The sequence below is a fragment of the Chitinophaga oryzae genome (assembly GCF_012516375.2).
Lineage (GTDB): Bacteria > Bacteroidota > Bacteroidia > Chitinophagales > Chitinophagaceae > Chitinophaga > Chitinophaga oryzae.
In genome coordinates, this window is record NZ_CP051204.2 from 3,295,440 (window position 1) to 3,316,368 (window position 20,929).

The following is a 20,929-nucleotide window of genomic DNA, read 5'->3' on the forward strand; positions in this document are numbered from 1 at the left end:
ATAGTTGATCATCATTTTTTAATTGCAAAGCTCCAAGTGAAAGCTTCCCTCAGACAGTAACGTTTTCAACTAAGGTTTCCCACTCAAATCCTTCATCTTTTTGAAGAGTAGGAAATGTGTTGGTTTTTTGATGCCGACATAGAAAATCTATTGGCGATCTGTAACCCAGTGCCTTGTGTGGTCTTTGGTTGTTGTACACCCACATCCAGGCGTTTGAAAGTATTTGAGCTTCCCCCAGGCGGGTAAAACAAAATGCATCCAATACTTCCTCGCGGTAGCTTCTATTGAAGCGCTCCATATAACCATTCTGGAAAGGTTTACCCTTCTGGATGAATTTGAGTTCGACACATCGGATCTCAGCCCATTGAGAGAGTGCTTCAGCAACAAACTCCGGCCCATTATCGACTCTGATCTTTAACGGTTGTCCACGCCAGGCAATCAATTGGTCCAGCTGCCTGATAATACGCTTGCTGGTTAAGCTGGTATCAATAGTGATGTTTAGAGCCTCTCTGTTATAGTCATCGATGATATTAAATGATCTGAAAGTAACACCATTGCTTAGTGTGTCATGCATAAAATCCATGGACCAGGTTATATTAGGTCTGAGAGGCTGTAGCAATGGCTCCATTATTCTTGCTGGTAGGCGTTTTTTATGCTTACGCCTCATATTGAGTCCCATCTCTGTATAGACCCTGTATACCCGCTTGTGATTCCATTTGTGGTTCAGATTACGCAGATAATGGTGCATCATCCAGAATCCCCAGCGATTATGCAATTGCGACAATTCAGATAATTTCTCCCGAATATCTTCGTCACCGTCTGGCAATGGTTTATAATAGTAAACAGAAGGATGGATTTGAAACAATCTTAACGCCTGCCGGATACTCATTTTATGGCTATCACGGGCATAATCCACCAACTCACGCTTATCTGCAGGCGTTAGAGCTTTTTTTCTATGACATCTTTCATTACGGTGATCTGAAAGGCTTGTTCCGCTACTATTTTTTTGTACTGGGCAAGTTCCGACTCCAGATCCTTCAGTTTCTTTAACTGATTGACTTCAAGCCCGGAGTATTTCGACTTCCACTGATAAAATGTCGCCTGGCTTATTCCATGATCACGACAGATGTCGGCTACCGATTTGCCTGATTCCTGGCCATTTAGAATCCCAATAATCTGGCTTTCTGTAAATTTTGATTTTTTCATACCCATTAAATTTAACGATTATTCGATATTTTTAACCGTTACGTTTTAATGGGAAGCTTTCAGCACCAAGCAATATTGTAAGGGGTTTAATTTCTAGCTTGCCTTCAGCGAAAGCTTTATAATTTTTAAATTCTATGCTTTTAAGCATAATAACATAGCTATTTTTGGGATGATTATCAATTTATAGGGCGAGTATGCTGTTCAAAATTGGATTTTTTGAGAGTAAACAGATTCCCACTAAAATAAAGATAATCTATTATTTAGAATATTTATATATGCATTTTTTTCTGCCGATATTGGTGGAACGAAATTTTTTCTTAATTTATAGTCTATTCTCGTCACACCATTGACACAAATACCTCACAACATATTCACCCGCAACTAGATAAGAATCCAGTTCTGGGCACTAAAAAGGTTGTAAGTCTTAGGCTTACAACCTTTTTTATTTTTGAACCATTCCATATTTGCTCTTTTTACCTGTAGCACGGAATATGTCGCAAACAGCCCTCGCAAAAGTCGCCTTTACCCAGCCTTGCTTTCCCGGAATCAGTCTACCTTAGTTGTGCATTGATAATATATTTAACCAATAAAAACATGTAAAATGGCACGAACCCAACATGCACCGGCAAACGGGTTGCTGAATAAAAAGTTCAGCGCCGTATTGCAGCAAAGCCCCAATAAAGGCGGCTGGACATACCTCGTATGGCCAGACTCTGTTGCCTTCTTTGGCACACGAGGCCTCGTAAAGGTACGCGGTACCATGGACGGCAAACCTTTCCGCAGCTCCTTCATGGCGCTGGGCAATGGTACCCATAAATTACCGGTGAAAGCCGATCTCCGGGAAGCCCTCAAAAAAAATGTAGGCGACAAAATAAATGTAGTACTGGAAGAACGGCTGTATGAATAGCTGTTACGGTAACTGATATACTAAACTTGTGTGACGCCCGCAGATTGAGCTTGTACCCAATCCTGGATACGGTAAACTTGAGATTTTGGGCATTTCAACGACCTCGTTCGGCGTTAGATTATTAAGCGAACTGTGGGGGCGAAAATTGTTATACGTCCAGCCCTCCATACTTCTTTTTCCAGTTGTAGAAAAATGCAGCCAAACAGCGCGGATATGCGCATTGTTAACATAATACATAGTATTAAAACGTTTAATGGCCGTTTTATATGATCACTATCATCCCTATCCTGACGAATATCATTAAAAAATAGCACTTCAAATTCTACTTTAGAGCAAGAATTGGAAGAAACTGGTTATTGAGATGTAAAAGCTGGTCGCCATATTTCTGTTGGTGTTTTGTTCCATACCGTATTTCTGTTTCGTCAGGAGAAGTTCTCCTATACCTGCCACCCTTCTTGCAGGTTTCCCGGATCTGATACATCTCTGTTAAGATATAGCCGCTTTGCGGTTGCTAAGTGGCCCATGAATGATATAAAGAGAATGACTAAAATTTGAACGTTTGAAAAATGAAAAGTTCTTTTCTCTTACTGGCAGGTAGCCTTTTTGCTTTTTCTACAGCCGTAGCGCAAAAAGACAGCAGCGGTATTTATCAGACAGCCGCTGACTTTCAACAGAAGAAACTGTCTTATGCTATTAATTACAGAACAGAAAAACATAAGATCAGAACGAATATCCTGTTTGACGGCAATGAAATAAAAGTCAAACATGATGGCAGAACCTATACAATGGATAAAGCCAGGACTTATGGATTTAAAGATACAAAGGGAAATGTATACCGGTTTGTTGATAGGAAGGAATATAGAGTCCTTAATCCCGAAGAATCAATATTGATATACGAATTTAAACATTTGGCCCACTCTCCCAAAGACGCGCAGACGTACCAGCCGGAATATTTCTTCAGCAAGGATGCTGTTGCTGAATTACAGCCTTTGACAAAAGCGAACCTGAAAGCTGCTTTCCCGGATAACCATAAGTTTCATGATGCATTGGAGCTTCAATTCAGGAGAAACGAGGAACTGATTGAATATGACAGCCATCATAAAGTGTATAAGTTGAACCGGATTTACACCAATAATCAATGACGACATACAGGGAAGTAAACCTGCTATCCATGCCGGAGTTGATTTTAGCTTAATCCTTTATTTATGAAATCTATAGAGAGGACTGAAACATTTGATGCACCCACCGGAAAGGTATTCAGGTGCATTGATGACCTCGCGGTGACCGGTATGCACATGAACCGGTCATCAGTAATGATGATGGGAAGCAAATTACATTTGCAATACCTGACGGAAAAGAAGGAGGGTACGGGGACAAAATACAGGTGGACGGGAAAAATCATGGGTATACCGTTAGACTTTACTGTTGAGGTGACAAAATGGATTGACGGGAAGGAAAAAGTATGGGAAACAATTGGCCAGCCGAAAATGATAATTTTTTCCTGGTATCGGATGGATTTGACAATAAGTCCTGTTGATGACTATTGTACAAAAGCTGCATTATCCGTCACCTATGAGAAGCCGAAGGGGTTCATCAATAAAATATTGTGTATTCTTTTGGCTGATTGGTATTGCAGATGGTGTTTGAAAAAGATGCTGGGCGACGCTAAGAAAATGTTAAGCGGTTAACACCAAATAAATACAAAATATCCATATTATGATTGAAAGAATTGTTTCCTGGTCAATTCGTAACCGTTTCTTTGTCTGGCTTGGGATCATTCTCATTACCATAGGAGGTATTTATTCGATCAGAGAAACTCCGGTTGACGCATTGCCTGACCTCTCGGAAAACCAGGTGATCATTTTTACCGAGTACATGGGGCGAAATCCCAAAATCATAGAAGATCAGATCACCTATCCGCTCGTGTCGAATCTTCAGGGCATTCCGCGGGTTAAATCTATCCGTGCTGCATCCATGTTTGGGATGAGCTTCATATTCGTGGTTTTTAAGGACGATGTGGATATATATTGGGCACGGACAAGAGTATTGGAACGGCTGAATTATGCACAGAAATTCCTGCCTCAGGGTATAACACCTGGCTTAGGTCCCGATGGCACCGGGCTGGGGCATGTTTTCTGGTACACGCTACAAGGTAAGGGCTATAATTTAGGAGAGCTGAGGGCCCTGCAGGATTGGTACGTGAAATTTGCGCTTCAAAATGTCGAGGGGGTAAGCGAAGTGGCTTCTTTCGGTGGATTTCAAAAGCGTTACCAGGTTACCATTGATCCGCATAAGCTGGTGTACTACGGAATTCCGTTAATGGATGTTACCCGTGCCGTAGCATCCAATAACCGTGATGTAGGTGGGAGTTTGTATGAAATGAATGCCACCGGGTACCTCATCCGGGGGTTAGGATATATCACCAATCCCGATGACATTAAAGAAATACCTATCGGTACTTATAAGTCTATTCCCATTAAACTGAGCGACATCTCCGAAGTACAGATGAGCCCTGACTTACGCCTGGGTATTGTGGAAGAAAACGGAGAGGGTGAAGTAGTAGGTGGAATTGTTGTCATGCGGTTCGGAGAGAATGCCAAAGACGTAATCGGGCGCGTCAAGGCAAAGATGAAAGATATTGAAAGTGGATTGCCTCCCGGCATTAAGTTTAAGCCGGCCTATGATCGAAGTACCTTGATACTTGCAGCTATTGACACGCTTAAAGAAGCCTTATGGCAGGAGGTTCTGATCGTGTGTTTAATTGTAATCCTGTTTTTATTCAGCGTCCGGAGCGGTCTTGTGGCAATATTCAGCATCCTGCTTTCCGTGCTGATCGGATTTATACTTATGAATCTGTTTGGTATTACGGCTAATATCCTTTCGCTGGGTGGGATTGCCCTGGCAATTGGAGATGTCGTGGATCCGGGTATTGTCATGGCTGAAAACGCTTACAGGCAGTTAACTGATCGTGTTCTCCAGAATAAGTAAAAAAATCCGTTATGGAAAAGGGGTACAAAATAAAGACAAGAGAACGAATCGGGCATACCAGGGAGATCCCCGAAGAAGAAAGGATCGGGGTTATAGAAGATTCGTCCCGTACGGTGGGTAGGTCCGTTTTCTTTTCGGTGATTATCATGATCATTTCTTTTGCGCCGGTTCTTTTCCTAACCGGCCAGGAGAGAAAGCTATTCGCTCCGTTGGTGCTAACAAAGACATTTTCACTGTTAGGGGCTGCGGTTCTGGCTATTACGGTTGCCCCTATGTTAACTGCCGTATTCATGAAATGCCGGTTGGTACCTGAGAGCAGGAATCCGGTTTCCAACTTTTTTATAACACTCTATAAGCCGATAGCGAGATGGTGTCTTAACTGGCGCAAAACGTTATTGGCGATGTGTATGGCCTTAATAGTAGGCAGCATACCCTTGATTATTAATCTTGGAACAGAATTTATGCCTCCTTTGGACGAAGGCTCCCTGTTACTGATGCCTGTCACACTACCGGATGTTTCCAATTCGGAAGCAAAAAGGATTATGCAATTGCAGGACAAAATTATTAAGGGGATTCCCGAGGTAGAGAATGTACTGGGTAAAGCCGGTCGTGCCTACACCGCCACCGACAATGCTCCTATGAGTATGATCGAGACTATTATTGTTCTGAAACCAGAAAGAGAATGGAGAGCGGGGATGACAAAGGAAAAGCTGATCAGGGAAATGGATGAAAAAGTCCGGATTCCGGGAGTTGTCGTCGGCTGGACGCAGCCAATCATCAACCGTATTAACATGCTCTCTACAGGAATACGCACAGATGTGGGCGTTAAAATATATGGTAAAGACCTCGACAGTATCTATAATATCGGACGCAGGGTGGAAGAAGCCTTGAAAGACATTCCGGGCCTGGTTGACTTATATGTTGAGCAACTTACCGGTGGAAAATACCTTGACATAAAGATAAGAAGACCGGATGCAGCCCGGTATGGATTAAACATAGATGATGTGAATATGGTTATCGAAAGCGCTCTGGGAGGGATGGTCCTCACCACAACTGTGGAAGGAAGGGAACGCTTTAACGTAAACCTTCGGTTGGCACAGGATTATCGTGACGATATCGAAGAGATAAAACGCATACCGATACAAACAATGATGTACGGTGTTGTCCCCCTGTCGTCCGTGGCCGATGTGAAAGTAACGGAAGGGCCGCCCATGATCAATTCCGAGAATGCTATGTTGAGAGGTTCCGTCTTGTTTAATGTACGGGGCAGGGATATGGGAAGTGTGGTAAATGATGCGAAGAGAAAAATTGCTGAAACATTTAAGCAATTGCCACAGGGATATTATATTGATTGGAGTGGGCAATATGAAAACCAGGTACGGGCGCAACAGCGACTGAAGATTATTATCCCTGTCGTGATGCTGGTAATTTCCTTGGTGCTGTACATCACCTTTCATTCGTTTACAGTAGTGCTGATCGTCTTTGTCAGCATACCTGTAGCGCTGATAGGCGGTGTATATTCGCTTTATTACTATCACGTTAATTTCTCTGTCGCAGTTGCAGTAGGGTTTATAGCCTTGTTTGGCGTATCCGTTGAAACGGGGGTGTTGATGATCGCTTACCTGAATGATTCCGTAAAGAAACTGGTGGAATCTAAGGGCCACGATGCGAGGAACATCAGCATAATGAGTTGAAAAGAACATTTCTGGAAGGCGCCACACAACGCGTACGCCCGTTACTAATGACAGTATTGGCTAATATCATAGGTTTGATACCAGTAATGGCGTCAACCGGGACCGGCAGCGATGTAATGAAGCCAATTGCCATTCCGTTCGTATTTGGCCTTATTACTTCCACATTGTTTGTACTGATTGTATTGCCGGTTATTTACAGCCTTATAAAAGAGAGAGAGCTGAACACGCATGGCAGACTGACTATTCTTAATGTTAAAGGGTAAATGTCGCAAAACGATGTGGGGTAGGTTTTTGATATTTACGTTATTGCTTCAATTACCGGTAGGCGTAACCGGTCAGGTGAAGGATACTGTTAGAATCAGTATGCAGGAGGTGTTTTCCGAAGTGGACAAGACTCATCCTTCCCTGCGTTTCTATCAATCAAAAATAGCCGCTGTCCATTCACTGGTAGAGGGGGCCAAAGCCTGGATGCCTCCCATGGCTATACTTTCCCTCGACCGTTTTTCGTATCGTTTTTCTATGATGAAGGAAAAAACACCGGATAATCAGGCTGGTATTATGCTGTCCGTACAGCAAATGATACCGAATGCAGCTAAACTGAATGCCAAGCGGGATTATCTTGTGTCACTGGAAAATGTGCAGCGCAACGATTGGGAGTGGCAAAAAAACGTATTGCACTTTGCAGCAAAGCTTTACTACTATCGCCGCTATATCGCCGAAAAAAAACTGAACATCATCCGGGAATACCGGGAATTACTGCAGCTGCTGCTTAAAACTGCCAAAGAGAAATATACGTATAACCAGGCAGACCTGCCTACTATCTTTAAGGCGGAAGCATCTCAGGGCGAATTAAATAATATGGAAGCTATGTTATTGTCCCAGGCAAACGAAGGCAATATAGGTCTGAACACCCTGATGAACCACGATGTTAATACTACTTTTTCTATTGATACTTTACTGGTTCTAAAAGACTATAGTATCGGTTATTTGCAGGATTTGGACAGCTCCGGGCTATTGCGGAATGACATACTTGCTGTTGATAGCCGCATCCGTTCCATGAAATTTAGTAGAATATGGGTTGCTACCAGCTCAAAGCCGGATTTTGGCATCCAGGTCTCCCACGGACAAATGTTTGGAATGCCCAACCAGTTTTCCGTTATGGGCATGATAACGATTCCCGTTGTGCCATGGTCATCAAAAATGTATAAGTCTGAAGTGAGCTCGATGGGTTTTGAAATTGAGGCAATGCAAATGGAAAAAGCCACCATGCAGTTGATGGTCCGGCAGATGATTCGTGAAAAGATAGTGATGCTGCTTTATGAAAAGAAGCAACTGGATGGTTATGATAATACTGTTTTACCGGCTTATCACCGGAATTTTGAAACCAGTCTGGTTGCTTATAGACAGAATACAGGGAGTTTTTTTGTATTGCTCGATGCCTGGAATATGTTGCTCATGAAGGAACTTGAACGAATGGACAAACTGGGGCAGGTATTCACAATACAATCTGAATATGAATATCAAAAAGAGATAAAATAGCAATGGACGATAGCGTGCAATATAAACCTGTCAGGAGGCTGGTGTTCAGTGCCTGGATAGCTGCCATAACTATGGTTATGGCAGCAGCATGTAACCCCGCAGGGCAGGAAACAGACAAGCGCCAACGCAGCCCTTTCGTCGGCTTGGATACAAGCCTGCAGCATGATTCGATCAATGGAGCTTATTGGAATACGCTGCCTGCCAATAGAACAGTGATTGCCCGCCAACAGGTGGTAGCGCCTGTTTTTATTACGGTGGATTTTGCTATTTCCGGCAATGGCTATGTGACTTTTGATGTGCGGAGGAGCCGCAAAGTACCAATAAGGGTGGCCGGCAGAATTGAAAGGCTGTATATACGCTATAATTATCAGTATGTGCACAAAGGAGAGAAGATGCTTGAGCTGTACAGCCCGGAACTGAATACGTATATAGATGAATATGTTTATTTACTGAGGCAAACTTCGGATACTATATTGCAAAACAGCGCCCGGAAAAGGTTGCTGTTGTTGGGACTTACCCCAGGTCAGGTCCGGGAGGTTGAACAGTCAGGCGGTGTGTCATCCACCATTCCTGTGTATAGTCCGTTTGAAGGCTACGTCTTGTTCTCTCCCTCTCCAGCTCAGGGAATGGATAATACGGGAAATAGTTCCGGCGGAATGAACAACAGTTTTGACGATAAAAATAGTATGCCGTTGTCCGCCCGGGGGACTGTACTTCCCGATAACAGTATCCGGGAAGGCATGTATCTTTCTAAGGATCAAACTTTGTTTTGGGTAAATGATTTCAGAGAAGTCTGGGGCATCATTGGTTTTACCCAAGAAAATGAAAAGTACATCCGAAAGGGGCAGGATGTGACTGTAACAAGCGAAATATTTCCCGAAAGGCCTGTACGGACTTCTATTCAACTGGTTGAGCAGGTATACCAGGACCGGCAAAAGTTCACCCAGGCAAGAGTATACATCCCCAATCCGGCCGGAGTATTGAAGCAAAATTCGTTGATCACTGCTACCGTTAGGGTACCGGTTAAATCACTAGTGATTCCGGCAAGCAGTGTTTACTATCTCGGCAAGGTGGCTATAGCTTGGGTGCAGATAGCGGTAACGGGGGAAGGGAATGGCATTTTTCAGTCAAGGGTAATAAGAGTAGGGCATCGCAACGGGGATGTCGTGGAAATATTGGACGGGCTGTCGCAGCAGGAGAAGATCGCCAAAGATGCGGGCTATCTCGCGGATGGCGAGGCAATCATTCAATATTAATGGAGGGTGTATGAAAAACAAACAAATCATAGTTGTTGTTGCACTATACTTCGTAGTATCAGTTATGTCCTGCACGGATAGAAGATCACCGGTTCAAAAGCAGGTGCATAGTAGCATGGACAACAGTGGCAGGCATGTGGAAATGCCGGAAGACAGTACACAGACGGATATGATTGCGCTTACAAAACGTGATGAACTATATGCCAATATCACTATAGATACGGTCAGAGTAAAGACAATCGCTGAATACACTGTGCTGCCGGGAACCACTAGTTTCGATGAGAGAAAAATATCGGTCGTCACATCCCGTATACGCGGCCGGCTGGATAAATTGTTCGTGACAAGCCCGCAACAGTGGGTAGAAACAGGGCAACCGTTATATGCTATTTATAGTGAAGAAATGCTGTCATATGAGAATGAATTGTTGGTCCTTTTACAACAGCGCTCACAGCTAAGTAATATAAAGCAATCGGAACAGCTGATTGAAGGCGCAAGAAGGCGGCTGTTACTATATGGCCTGACAAGCGGGCAAATCGCTGCGCTGGAGAAAAACGGGAATGTATCTCCGCTGGATACCTTTTATAGTCCTGTATCCGGTACATTGACTGACCTCTCGGTAAGCGAGGGGCAATATGTGGAAACCGGGGCCCCCCTTTTTCGCATTGCTGACTTATCACAACTCTGGATTGAAGCGCAGATGTATGTCAGCGAACTAAAATGGTTATTTGAGAAGCCGGATGTTACTGCTGAATTTGATGCTTATCCCGGGATGATATTCCCGGTGACCCGGGTTTTTGATAATCCCACCTTGGAGACGGGGCAGAAGATCAGTCTGGTCAGGTTTCTTGTTGCCAATGGAAAACATACGTTAAAGCCTGGGATGTTGGCTTATGTGAGTATCCGGCGAAATGAAAAGAAGGCTTTGGTGATCCCGAAATCCTCTATCCTGGTTGGCAATATTGTCACAGCCTGGGTAAGAACAGGCGATGGCATGTATGAGAGCCGGGTGATCTTATTGGGTATTCAGAATAAAAAGGAGGTGGAGGTGCTCAACGGGCTGAAAGAAGGAGAGTTGATTGTAACCAATGGGGCCTATTTGTTGAACAGCGCGCTCGTTCTTAAAAAAGGAGCCGGTATGCAGGGAATGGGAGGGATGAAAATGTGACCATACTTAAAAGTAGCGGATTGTGAAGGAGATTTAATGAGAAATCGTTGAATGGTGATATTACACAGGAATATTCCACCTGATGAGGAATTTATTTAACGCTGATTAACCAATTATGTTGACTGCTGAAACTGGAGGAATATGCATCCCCTGGGCTGAAGATCAAAGTCAGGTACTGGAGAAACTTCATGCCGTGAAGGAAACAGGACTAACCTCACCAGAAGCCGCCAGAAGGCTTGAGATTGCCGGACCGAACAGCATTGAATCGATTAAAAGGCGAGGGCTGCTCCGGATACTGCTGAATCAATTTGTCAGCCCTTTCGTATTATTGCTGGCCATCGCGGCGGGACTTTCATTTTTTTTTGAAGAGTGGTTGGATGGCATTGCCATCGTCGCCGTCATTCTCATCAATGCCGTTATTGGTTTTTTTATGGAGTTTCAGGCAGAACGGTCAATGGAGACATTGAAAAAACTCACGATGGTTCCCGTGAGGGCATTGCGTGATAACAGGCTTACAGCGATTCCTTCAGAACAGGTAGTGCCGGGTGACATTATATTTGTGGAGGCGGGAGATATGATTGCTGCTGATGCCCGTCTTTTTCAGGCTGCCCAGTTACAAACGGATGAATCAGCACTTACCGGCGAATCACTGCCTGTCGGAAAAACGACGGTTGCCCTCCCCAGGGACATTCCGCTGGCAGAGCGGAGTAATATGTTGTACAAGGGCACTTTTGTCTCAAAAGGAAATGGCTACGCCGTCGTGGTATGCACCGGGATGAAGACTGAACTTGGTGCTATTGCCCGCCTTGTGCAACAGGCCGGGCAGGTGGCTACTCCACTGGAAAAGAAATTACAGGTATTTAGCAGGAAACTGATATGGGTTACTGTGGCATTGGCGGTAAGCATTTTTATAGCCGGTTTGGTAAATGGGCAGAAGCTTGTTGAGATGTTGGAGACATCCATTGCGCTGGTTGTAGCTGCGGTGCCGGAAGGATTGCCGATTGTGGCTACATTGGCGCTGGCTTTTGGTATGCTGCGCATGGCGCGTCATAATATAATTGTAAAGAAGTTATCTTCCGTTGAGACACTGGGCGGCACCAATGTAATATGTACTGACAAGACCGGAACATTGACGCAGAATAAGATTACCGCTTCTTTTATACAGATTGGCAATTCGTCGTCTGCAATTGACCTTGACCCGGGTTCATCATCCGTTCGCTGGCTGGGAGATTCATCCATCGCTGATACCCCGGCCTGCCGGCATATATACCGGATTGCGGCTTTGTGCAACACGGCTTCCTATCAACATGACAGTGTGCCGGAAAAGGAGTCAGGAGATCCGCTGGAGGTAGGACTGCTAAAATTGGTGTATTGTGCCGGCATAACGCAGGAAACTTATAACACGCAGTTTCCGAAAGTCGATGAAATCCCTTTTTCTTCGGACACGAAGGTAATGGCTACTTTGCACCGAAATGGACAGGAATTTTACATTGCAGCTAAAGGTGCTGTGGAAGCGCTGCTGTTCCGTTGCACAACAGTACTGGAAGCAGATACCATTATTCCTTTGACGGAGGAGAGGAAGAAACAATGGCTTATGTCGGCCGAAAAGCAAGCGCAATCCGGACTACGGGTGCTGGCTTTTGCATTCAGGGTTAGTAAAGAAAAAGAAACGGACTTTCTGCACCGGCTTACATTGGCAGGCCTGATCGGGTTTATTGATCCGCCGCGGCCTGAGGTGCCTGCGGCTATTGAAGAGTGTAAATCTGCCGGGATAAAAGTGGTCATGATTACCGGAGATCACCCTGCTACAGCCAGAAATATTGCTATGCAGTTGGGACTGGCAAATGAATCTGATGCGGTAATACATGGGAGCGCTATGAAACCTTTTGACCAACTTACCAATGAAGATAAAGAACTATGGCTGCACGCTCCTGTTTTTGCCCGCGTATCGCCTGAGCATAAACTTAACCTTGTTAAATTATTCCAGGAAAGAAAAATGATAGTGGGTATGACAGGGGATGGTGTGAACGATGCACCGGCCTTGAAAAAGGCTGATATAGGCATAGCAATGGGGCAGCGGGGAACACAGGTGGCACAGGATGTGGCTGACATGGTGCTGAAAGACGACGCTTTTTCCTCTATCGTGGTTGCCATTAAGCAGGGGCGGGTTATTTTCGACAATATCAGAAAGTTTGTTATTTTCCTTTTGTCCTGTAATCTGAGTGAATTACTGCTCATTGCGGCAGCATCAATTCTTAATCTGCATTTCAGGCTTTTCCCGCTACAGATTTTATTCATCAATCTTGTTACTGACGTTTTACCTGCTTTAGCATTGGGCCTCACAGAAGCTGCGCCACATATCATGCAACGAAGACCTTATTCATCCGGTACCCCTGTCATCGACAGGAAAAGGTGGTCTGCGATTTTTACATACTCGGTAGTTATCGCTGGCTCGTCAATAGGGGCGGTGTTTGTTAGTCATGTGCTGTTGCATAACCAGGAGAAGTTTAATTTCGAACTATGTAACAATATTCTTTTTTATACACTGATCTTGTCTCAAATTTTGCATGTATTCAATATGTCCTTTGAGAGAGGATTACCTTTTTACAGGACAGCGGTTTTTCGCAATAAATACGTGTGGTATGCTGTCGGGAGCTGCATACTGATCACTACGTTATCTTATTGGGTTGTTCCTATGAGAAAAGTGCTCCAGGTATCAATATATAGCTGGGAGGATTGGTCGGTAGTTGTCTTTTTTCCTATACTTTCCCTGGTTATTATTCAGGTCCTGAAGAAAATCAGGTGGGTGATTTAAAAGGAAGAGCAGCCGCATATTTCTATGCGGCTGCAGGTACCGGGAACTTCCCTTTAACCTGGATCATGATCCCTCCGTAGCAACCGTGTCGCTGCGCCAGGTAAAATAATTACCGGTTCCGGTATTTTTGCAACAGTACCGGATGAATCAATAATTTGGGCAGCGCAGCTGCTTTGCGAAAAGGTAATTTGGCGGGTGGCGCCGGCAAGACGGTAATGAACTTATCCCAAATAGATCCCTAATTGCGCCGCCAGCGGCCTGGGAGCGAGTTGTGCCAGCGCTAACCCCTCTTTATAATCTTCTTCGCTGATCCAGCGTTTGTTTTCAACAAGATTGCGATGCATATAGCCCGCCAGGGCTACGGACAATGCCCACAGCCCGGATGCCTGAGGGGGCTAAATCATGGCGGTCGGTATTGGCTCCGCGGACAATAGGCGCCATGAGATGGATGGCGGTATCTTTTATATTTTTTTTTTTATAATTCATTTATAGGTGCATTGATCATTGTAATGCGTGTACTCAACACCGACAATATCAACGGGAATACCTGAAATTTTCAATCAGTGTTAAGAAAAACACTTTTTCCACTGCAGACATTTTGCAGTTAATTCTTTTGATCGTACCTTTGCGCCCTCATTACCAAATGTTTTAGAACAGAAATGTGGGATAGATTTTACTTTAGAGTCATTAGCGTTTTTATTTTATTGAACGGCGCGTTATTTTTATTCAAGGACTGGATGTTGAACAATGGAGTACATCACAACGTATTACTCTTCGGGAACCTTGCCTTAGCTTTACTTTCAGCATTTACCTACAACATGAGCCGCAAAGGCGTAGAGTCTGAAAGCAACAGTGTATTTATGCTCCGTGTATACGGCGCCATGATCAGCAGAATGATGCTTTGCCTGGCAGGTATCACCATCTATGCAGTGGCCAACAGGGCTAACACCAGCAAATACACCATCTTTATGCTGATGTTCTTCTACGCAGTATATGCTGTCAGTGAGAACGTAAGCCTGCAGAAAATCACCCGGCAGGCGAAAGCAAAATAAGCAGTTATGTATTGAAAGTGCTTGTCAGCAGTAATGCTGCGCAGCTTTTTCATGCATGAAAGAATCCACCCGTTTCCCCCGGAAATTGGTGCCGGCAAGCCCCTGGAAAAAGGGGTGACGGTATTTCCTTTCTTCTGTTTGCGCGGCTTCTCCGGCCGCGCACGGCGGCCTACTGCCTATTCGCAGTAACTTTTCCTACTTTAGTGGCAGCCCGAACTATCCGTTTCTCCATTTCTCACATTTCTTAACCCAATCCCCTATTTATGAGCAAACATATCATCTCTTTGTTGCTGTTGAGTGCTATGATATTGGCTGCCTGTAAGAAAGAGCAGCACAGCACTTCAGCTGATAATACAGTGGCACCTGCCGAAAAAGTGCAGACAAACAATCACGAAAACGAGGTACTTACGCCGGTAGGCTGGGTGGCCAAATCAAAAGTGCATCACGTCGAAACTGGTGAATACCTGAGCGGCGAGGGTAACCGGCTCCGTAAGTATGACCGCAACGGCAAAGTGCTGGCGGACTATGGCGTCATCGAACAGGATACGCGGAAAACACCGTTCTACCCCGGCAATACCCAACGGCCCGGCAAAGACATCTTCCCGCTGGGCTCCGGCTGGATCACCTACACACACTGGACCAACAGTTCTTCTTCGGCGATTTCCTATTTTGCCACCAGCTGGACCGTTCCGCCCGCACCGGCGGTGAATTCTGGGCAGACCATCTTCCTGTTCAACGGCCTGCAGAATTCCGGCAACATCCTGCAACCGGTATTGCAGTGGGGACCTTCCGCAGCCGGCGGAGGTAACTACTGGGCCATCGCCAACTGGTATGTTGGTGGCAATACCGTGTACAGCAGCCTGATACGCGTAAACCCAGGCACCAACCTCCAGGGCATCATGAGCCTTATCGGCGGCAGCGGCAGCACCCGCAGCTACTCGTCCGTCTTTACCGGTTATCCTTCTATCAATCTCACGGTAAACAATATCCCCACGCTATACTGGGCGGCGGAATCCATGGAGGCATATGGAGTAGTGACCTGCTCCAATTATCCCAATACCGCCAAAACAAGGCTCAGTGGTATTGACCTGCGGGTAGGGGGCGCCCCGGCGTCCCTGTCATGGGCCGTGGCCAATCCTGTGACCGACTGTGGACAGCATTCCACCGTGGTAACAAACGGTACGCCGAACGGCATCGTAGACATCTATTATTGAAAAGTACCCGAAACGGTGGCGGGCGATAAAAGCCTTGCAGGGAATACCTGCAAGGCTTCGTTTTTATAGATGTACTCCCGCTGATCAAGCTGTTAGCGCCGCTTTCCCATTAGATGGCCCATGCCTTGTCTCCTTTTTTATAAGGATAGGCGCCATCATAACGGCCCGGAGTATCAATGTATCGCAGTGCTTTTGTCATACCGACTTCAGAGCTGAAATATCCCCAAAGAGTTAACTGCCTTATCATTGTAAAATAATGAGGTGGGAAATTCTCTCTTAAATAGAGTGCGCCAAAGTTCTTTTTCTCCTTTTCAGATTGGATCCAATTGTCCTGTTGTCTATCAAAATCCTCTTTTGCCTTAATGTAGGCTTCTGTTTTAACATAGCTGACAGCTTCCTCATGTAACTGGGTAAGAAAGGTTTCTTTTTCTGCGTTGGTGAGGGTTATAAAATCCTTTTTATGTTTTGCAAGGCAGTCTTTTTTCAGTTTGTCAATACCCTTTAGAACAACATTTCGTTCATTTTCAGTATAACAATCCGTAATAATAAGGCTCATAAACTTCGCCAGATCAGCGGCCTTTCCTCCACCTGAATCAGGGGTCGCAGGAATAATGGTTTCAGCAATTTCATCCAGCAGCGCCATGTCTTCCGGACTGAATAACCCATCCTTTTTTACGGATGGCTTACATCCGGCAAGAAAGGCATTAGCGCCTACAATAGTTCCACCAAGCAAAATACCCACATATGACAACGCTTCTCTTCTATTCATGATTGAAGATTTAAATCTATAGTTATTCGATACGCTGCAGATCACATATTCTGTTTCTTTAGCTCGCTTATCGCGTAATCCACTGCACGTGCGGTAAATGCCATATAGGTCAATGAAGGATTTACACAGCCGGCGGAGGTCATGAACGCACCGTCTGTTACAAATACATTAGGAGCATCCCATAGCTGGTTCCACTTATTCAATACGGATGTTTTGGGATCATTTCCCATGCGCGCTGTTCCCATTTCATGAATACCCTGTCCCATGATGCCATTACTATCGAATCCATATACATTTTTCACACCGGCTTTCTCCAACATCTCTTTCCCGTCGTTGACGATCTCCTTACGCATATTCAATTCATTCTCCTTCAATTCTGCATCAATAGCTAAAATGTTCAATCCCCACTTGTCCTTATTGTTCTTGTCAAGCGTTACCCTATTTTCATGGTAAGGCAGTACTTCTCCAAAGCCGCCGATCGATACGCTCCATCCGTCAAACGCTGTCAACGCCTGTTTTAAACCTGCACCTACCGCAATTTCCTCTGCGGCCTTTGTGCCTCTTCCTCTACCTGCCCCGCCCTGGTATCCGAATCCACGTATATAGTCTCTTTTTTCATGATTTAAATTTCTGTAACGTGGGATATAAATCCCGTTGGGCCGGCGGCCATAGACGATTTTATCTTCATACCCCTCCACACTGCCGGCAGCACCAGAGCCCAGATGATGATCCATCAGATTGTGCCCAAGTTCGCCGCTGCTACTGCCGAGGCCACCGGGCCATACATCCGTGGCTGAATTGAGCAATATCCATGTGCTGTTAAGTGTAGACGCATTCAGGAATATGATTTTCGCTTTGAATTCATACGTCTTATTGGTTTCCGCATCTAATACCTCTACGCCCGTTGCCCGCTTTTTATCTTTATCATATAATACTTTCGTCACAATGCTCCAGGGTCTGAGTGTCAGATTTCCTGTTTTCATCGCTGCGGGCAAGGTGGAAGATTGTGTGCTAAAATAGGCGCCAAAGGGACAGCCGAGGTGGCATTTATTTCGATACTGGCATTTGTTGCGGCCAGGCAGCGCCTCTGTGAGATGTGCACACCTGCCGATGATAATTCTGCGTTGATCAATATCCTTATAGGCTTCTTTCACACGCGCTGCAATATCCTTTTCTACAACGTTCATTTCCATAGGAGGTAAAAACTGACCATCGGGTAGCTGCGGCAGGTTTTCGATACTGCCACTGACTCCTATGAACTTTTCGACATGATCGTACCAGGGAGCGATCTCGTTATACCGGACAGGCCAGTCAACTGCCAGCCCATCCTTGCTATTGGCTTCAAAGTCAATATCGCTCCAGCGGTAGGTTTGTTTTCCCCATAGCAGGGACCGTCCACCTACCTGGTACCCGCGAAACCAGTTAAATTGTTTTATTTCAGAATAGGGTGTTTCGGCGTCGTTTGCCCACCAGTCGGGATTTATTTCACTAGGTCCGAAACCCCTGATGCGGTTGGGGTTCGCATTCCTCTGTGCCAATGTAAGATTTCCATGGTGTGGAAACTCCCATGGCCCCTTGGTGGCATTTACATAATCCTGTATGTGCTTTACATCTTTACCCCGTTCCAGCATCAACACTTTTAATCCTTTTTCGGTCAGTTCTTTTGCGGCCCATCCGCCACTGATGCCAGAACCAACAACAATTGCGTCATAGCTATTATCGGACATAGACAAAACCTCCAGACTCCGGAACAAGAGTCGAATTTTCAAATTGAGTAATAAAACGGCGTGAAAAGCTACTACTATCCGTAGATTCCGTTTTCATATCGTGGATTCTAAAATGGAATAGATGTCAATAACATAAGTTATCATCTGATTCCTGGCTAAAATTAGCGTCAAACGAAGGTCCCGACAAATGGTATTTTATTGAAAATATAAAGTATTTTAATCAGCGGCGGGGTCACTCATTCCCGGATTCATATACTTCCCTGTCGATAAGGGATATCTTTTCCATACCTCCCGCACTAAGAAAGGCTTTCCTATAGCCTGAAGGGGTTGTGTTATGAAATTTACGGAACTGGCTATTGAAATGGGCCAACGTGTTGAAGCCACTCTCGTAACAGATGTCGGAGATGCTTTTCTGGGTGTCTATCAATAGTTTACAGGCATATCCTATCCTTATTTCGTTCAAAAAGTCAATGTATTTTTTCTTTGTACACTTTTTGAAATAATTACAAAAAGTGGGAACGCTTAATCCAACCGTCTTTGCAATTTCCGAAATTTGAATGGGGCGTTTGAAGTGCTCCAATGTAAACTGGAAGATCTGATCAATGCGTTCCTGCTTTTCTGCATTCAATCCTACCTCCATTTGCGTGGAAAGTAAAGTGTAGCCTTTACTTCTCGTAATGAGATCAAGGCATTCACATAATAATATGATACGCTTTAGCCCTGTTTGATTTTCCAGCGAAAGGATCAGCGAAGCCAGCGCCCGCTTACTTTTACCCTCAATGGCGAGTCCATGCAAAGATATTTCAAACAACTTCAAAAGGTCTTTGCTTTCCGGTAGTTTCAAAAAGACATCTCCTAAAAAGTCTTCTTTAAATTGGACTACCACAGCGCTTGTAGCCTGGTCGGGATCCCTCTGGAAAGTATGAGGAACATTTGACCCAATGAAGAAGATGTCACCTGTTTCAAATCTTCCAACATGGTTACCGATAAAGCTAATTCCGGCACCTTCTTTTATTAAAATTAATTCCAGTTCGATGTGCCTGTGCCAGGGCACTTCGAAATTGGGGGTACTATAAGTGCGTGCGACAAACGATGTATTGTCAGAAAGTGGAAGCTTCTCAACAATTATTTTCATTTCAAGTTATGTTAAATCTCATCACTACTACAACTTTCAGAAAAAGTCTGATCATAAAAATAACAAAAAAAAGACATGAATCCCGTAAAGATAAAAAGGCCGCTCCTCTTGTTTGGGAGCGGCTTTTTTATCTTTTATCTTATTCTCCTGCTTAATGTTCATGCCCTTCTCCGGCATTCGTCATCTTTGCCAACACAAAAAATGCACCTTTCACCACAATCTTCGAGCCGGCAGGTATTTCCTTCAGCAACGTAATCTCCGTATACCCAATATCGGTAGTGCCCTTCACAACCGGTATTTTCTCAAACGTCATACCCGTTCCATGATTGCTTTCGGCTTTTTTGCCACCTTCTTCCGTATGGTCATGGGTCTCTCCGGAGCTGTGGTCATGGCCGCTTTCTGCGCCCTGATGATGCTCGTCCTCGGCGTGTTCGTCGGTGACAAAGAAGATATAATCCTGCCCCTGGTAGTTGACGATGGCATCTGTGGGGATGGCCTGCACGGTCGCTTTCTCCAGGCTGATGATGGCGGTGATGTTCATCCCGTCTATCAGTCCGGCCTTATCGCCCTTTACCTTGGCGTGTACGGTCACCGCCTTTGATTCCCCTTCAAAAGTAGATCCCAGCGAGAAAATCTCAGCGTCGTATTCCTTGCCGGGATTGTTGGTCAGGGTGAAGTGGATCGTCTGGCCTTCTCTCAGTTTGGAAAGATCTTTTTCGTACACAAACAAATCGAGGTGAAGCTGACTATTGTCCACGATATCTGCAATAGGGGAGGTAAGGTCCACATAACTGCCGATCTGTACTTTCACATCGCTGACAACGCCGCTGATAGGACTGAGCACGGAAAGGCTGGAGATCAGTTTGCCGTTCGACAGTTGTTCGGGGTTGATGCCCATCATCCTGATTTGCTGGCCAAGGGTAGACTTTTCGGTCTGCAAGGTCTTGAAGGCTGTTTCTGCTGCCTGCAGGTTCTTCAGGGCGCCCGCATTGCCGGCCGTCAGTTCCCGCTGACGGGTGACTTCCTGCTCTGCCAGTTTCAGCCGCGTCATCACGGACAGGTATTCGCTTTGCGATTGCACAAAAGACGGGTTGCTGATGGTGGCGATCACCTGTCCTTTATTAACGGTGTTGCCCGGCTGGACCAGCAGCGTCCGGATAACGCCACTGTAGAGCGAGTTAACCGTCGCTTTGTTCTGGTTGGGCACACGGAGCGTACCATTGGTTTTCAGGGAAGACGTCAGTTGTTTGGTTTCTATGCCACCAATACGGATGCCGATGCTGTTGATCTGGTTTTGGGAAAACGTGACCGTATTGGGATTTTCATGTTCTTCTTTATGTCCTGCTTCACCGCTGGCCTGCGCTTCTTTTTCCGTTGCGCCGTTACCGGACCCGGAGCATGCGGTCAGCCAGAGGGCGCCTGCACATAAGGTGACGATGATAATTTTCCTGCTCATGGTATA

20 protein-coding genes are annotated in these 20,929 nt (G+C 45.2%); 13 read left to right on the forward strand and 7 right to left on the reverse strand.

Annotation, left to right across the window (positions count from 1 at the left end; genetic code table 11):
- Nucleotides 1–49 precede the first annotated feature (49 nt).
- Both HF324_RS13785 and tnpA read right to left on the reverse strand, forming a co-directional pair.
- A complete protein-coding gene (locus HF324_RS13785) occupies nucleotides 50–916 on the reverse strand; it encodes an IS3 family transposase (RefSeq protein ID WP_220100703.1) in 867 nt (288 codons plus the stop codon).
- A gap of 23 nt (nucleotides 917–939) precedes the next feature.
- Nucleotides 940–1,206 (reverse strand): IS66 family insertion sequence element accessory protein TnpA, encoded by a 267-nt coding sequence (tnpA, locus tag HF324_RS33400; RefSeq protein ID WP_168804560.1) that lies wholly within the window; start codon nucleotides 1,204–1,206, stop codon nucleotides 940–942.
- A gap of 601 nt (nucleotides 1,207–1,807) precedes the next feature.
- On the opposite strand from tnpA, the gene HF324_RS13790 reads away from it, so the two are divergent.
- The 10 genes from HF324_RS13790 to HF324_RS13830 all read left to right on the forward strand — a co-directional run bounded on the left by HF324_RS13790 (nucleotide 1,808) and on the right by HF324_RS13830 (nucleotide 13,570).
- Complete coding sequence (locus HF324_RS13790; RefSeq protein ID WP_168803026.1) at nucleotides 1,808–2,113, forward strand: DUF1905 domain-containing protein; 306 nt, start codon at nucleotides 1,808–1,810, stop codon at nucleotides 2,111–2,113.
- Nucleotides 2,114–2,679: 566 nt separating this feature from the next.
- Nucleotides 2,680–3,255 carry a hypothetical protein gene (locus tag HF324_RS13795; RefSeq protein ID WP_168860048.1) on the forward strand — a complete coding sequence of 192 codons (576 nt, stop codon included), beginning with the start codon at nucleotides 2,680–2,682 and terminating at the stop codon, nucleotides 3,253–3,255.
- A 63-nt stretch (nucleotides 3,256–3,318) separates the two neighbouring features.
- Nucleotides 3,319–3,801, forward strand: coding sequence for an SRPBCC family protein (locus tag HF324_RS13800; RefSeq protein WP_168860049.1), 483 nt, complete (start codon nucleotides 3,319–3,321; stop codon nucleotides 3,799–3,801).
- 28 nt (nucleotides 3,802–3,829) lie between these two features.
- Nucleotides 3,830–5,101: an efflux RND transporter permease subunit gene (locus tag HF324_RS13805; protein WP_168860050.1), complete on the forward strand. Its 1,272-nt coding sequence runs from the start codon at nucleotides 3,830–3,832 to the stop codon at nucleotides 5,099–5,101.
- 11 nt (nucleotides 5,102–5,112) lie between these two features.
- The gene (locus HF324_RS13810; RefSeq protein ID WP_258539519.1) at nucleotides 5,113–6,795 is read left to right on the forward strand and encodes an efflux RND transporter permease subunit; all 1,683 of its coding nucleotides are present in this window, start codon (nucleotides 5,113–5,115) and stop codon (nucleotides 6,793–6,795) included.
- On the forward strand, nucleotides 6,792–7,058 hold the full coding sequence (locus HF324_RS33595; protein WP_258539520.1) for an efflux RND transporter permease subunit: 267 nt from the start codon (nucleotides 6,792–6,794) through the stop codon (nucleotides 7,056–7,058). Before HF324_RS13810 ends, HF324_RS33595 begins: the two co-directional genes overlap by 4 nt.
- Nucleotides 7,059–7,071: 13 nt before the next feature.
- Nucleotides 7,072–8,334, forward strand: coding sequence for a TolC family protein (locus HF324_RS13815; protein ID WP_168860051.1), 1,263 nt, complete (start codon nucleotides 7,072–7,074; stop codon nucleotides 8,332–8,334).
- Nucleotides 8,335–8,411: 77 nt separating this feature from the next.
- The gene (locus tag HF324_RS13820) at nucleotides 8,412–9,590 is read left to right on the forward strand and encodes an efflux RND transporter periplasmic adaptor subunit (protein ID WP_168860052.1); all 1,179 of its coding nucleotides are present in this window, start codon (nucleotides 8,412–8,414) and stop codon (nucleotides 9,588–9,590) included.
- Between the two features lie 10 nt (nucleotides 9,591–9,600).
- A complete protein-coding gene (locus tag HF324_RS13825) occupies nucleotides 9,601–10,755 on the forward strand; it encodes an efflux RND transporter periplasmic adaptor subunit (RefSeq protein WP_168860053.1) in 1,155 nt (384 codons plus the stop codon).
- A gap of 115 nt (nucleotides 10,756–10,870) precedes the next feature.
- Nucleotides 10,871–13,570, forward strand: coding sequence for a cation-translocating P-type ATPase (locus tag HF324_RS13830; RefSeq protein WP_168860054.1), 2,700 nt, complete (start codon nucleotides 10,871–10,873; stop codon nucleotides 13,568–13,570).
- 221 nt (nucleotides 13,571–13,791) lie between these two features.
- On the opposite strand, the gene HF324_RS13835 is transcribed toward HF324_RS13830, so the two are convergent.
- On the reverse strand, nucleotides 13,792–13,914 hold the full coding sequence (locus HF324_RS13835; RefSeq protein ID WP_258539521.1) for a chromate transporter: 123 nt from the start codon (nucleotides 13,912–13,914) through the stop codon (nucleotides 13,792–13,794).
- A 393-nt stretch (nucleotides 13,915–14,307) separates the two neighbouring features.
- On the opposite strand from HF324_RS13835, the gene HF324_RS13840 reads away from it, so the two are divergent.
- From HF324_RS13840 to HF324_RS13850, 3 genes are all read left to right on the forward strand, one after another.
- Nucleotides 14,308–14,622, forward strand: a complete 315-nt coding sequence (locus tag HF324_RS13840) for a hypothetical protein (RefSeq protein WP_168860055.1) — start codon at nucleotides 14,308–14,310, stop codon at nucleotides 14,620–14,622.
- A 51-nt stretch (nucleotides 14,623–14,673) separates the two neighbouring features.
- On the forward strand, nucleotides 14,674–14,811 hold the full coding sequence (locus HF324_RS13845; RefSeq protein WP_168860056.1) for a hypothetical protein: 138 nt from the start codon (nucleotides 14,674–14,676) through the stop codon (nucleotides 14,809–14,811).
- Between the two features lie 74 nt (nucleotides 14,812–14,885).
- On the forward strand, nucleotides 14,886–15,836 hold the full coding sequence (locus HF324_RS13850; RefSeq protein ID WP_168860057.1) for a hypothetical protein: 951 nt from the start codon (nucleotides 14,886–14,888) through the stop codon (nucleotides 15,834–15,836).
- 109 nt (nucleotides 15,837–15,945) lie between these two features.
- On the opposite strand, the gene HF324_RS13855 is transcribed toward HF324_RS13850, so the two are convergent.
- The 4 genes from HF324_RS13855 to HF324_RS13870 all read right to left on the reverse strand — a co-directional run bounded on the left by HF324_RS13855 (nucleotide 15,946) and on the right by HF324_RS13870 (nucleotide 20,923).
- On the reverse strand, nucleotides 15,946–16,605 hold the full coding sequence (locus tag HF324_RS13855) for a gluconate 2-dehydrogenase subunit 3 family protein (protein ID WP_168860058.1): 660 nt from the start codon (nucleotides 16,603–16,605) through the stop codon (nucleotides 15,946–15,948).
- A 41-nt stretch (nucleotides 16,606–16,646) separates the two neighbouring features.
- On the reverse strand, nucleotides 16,647–18,332 hold the full coding sequence (locus tag HF324_RS13860; RefSeq protein WP_168862360.1) for a GMC oxidoreductase: 1,686 nt from the start codon (nucleotides 18,330–18,332) through the stop codon (nucleotides 16,647–16,649).
- Nucleotides 18,333–18,564: 232 nt separating this feature from the next.
- On the reverse strand, nucleotides 18,565–19,467 hold the full coding sequence (locus HF324_RS13865) for an AraC family transcriptional regulator (RefSeq protein WP_168860059.1): 903 nt from the start codon (nucleotides 19,465–19,467) through the stop codon (nucleotides 18,565–18,567).
- A 151-nt stretch (nucleotides 19,468–19,618) separates the two neighbouring features.
- On the reverse strand, nucleotides 19,619–20,923 hold the full coding sequence (locus HF324_RS13870; RefSeq protein ID WP_168860060.1) for an efflux RND transporter periplasmic adaptor subunit: 1,305 nt from the start codon (nucleotides 20,921–20,923) through the stop codon (nucleotides 19,619–19,621).
- Nucleotides 20,924–20,929: the final 6 nt, after the last annotated feature.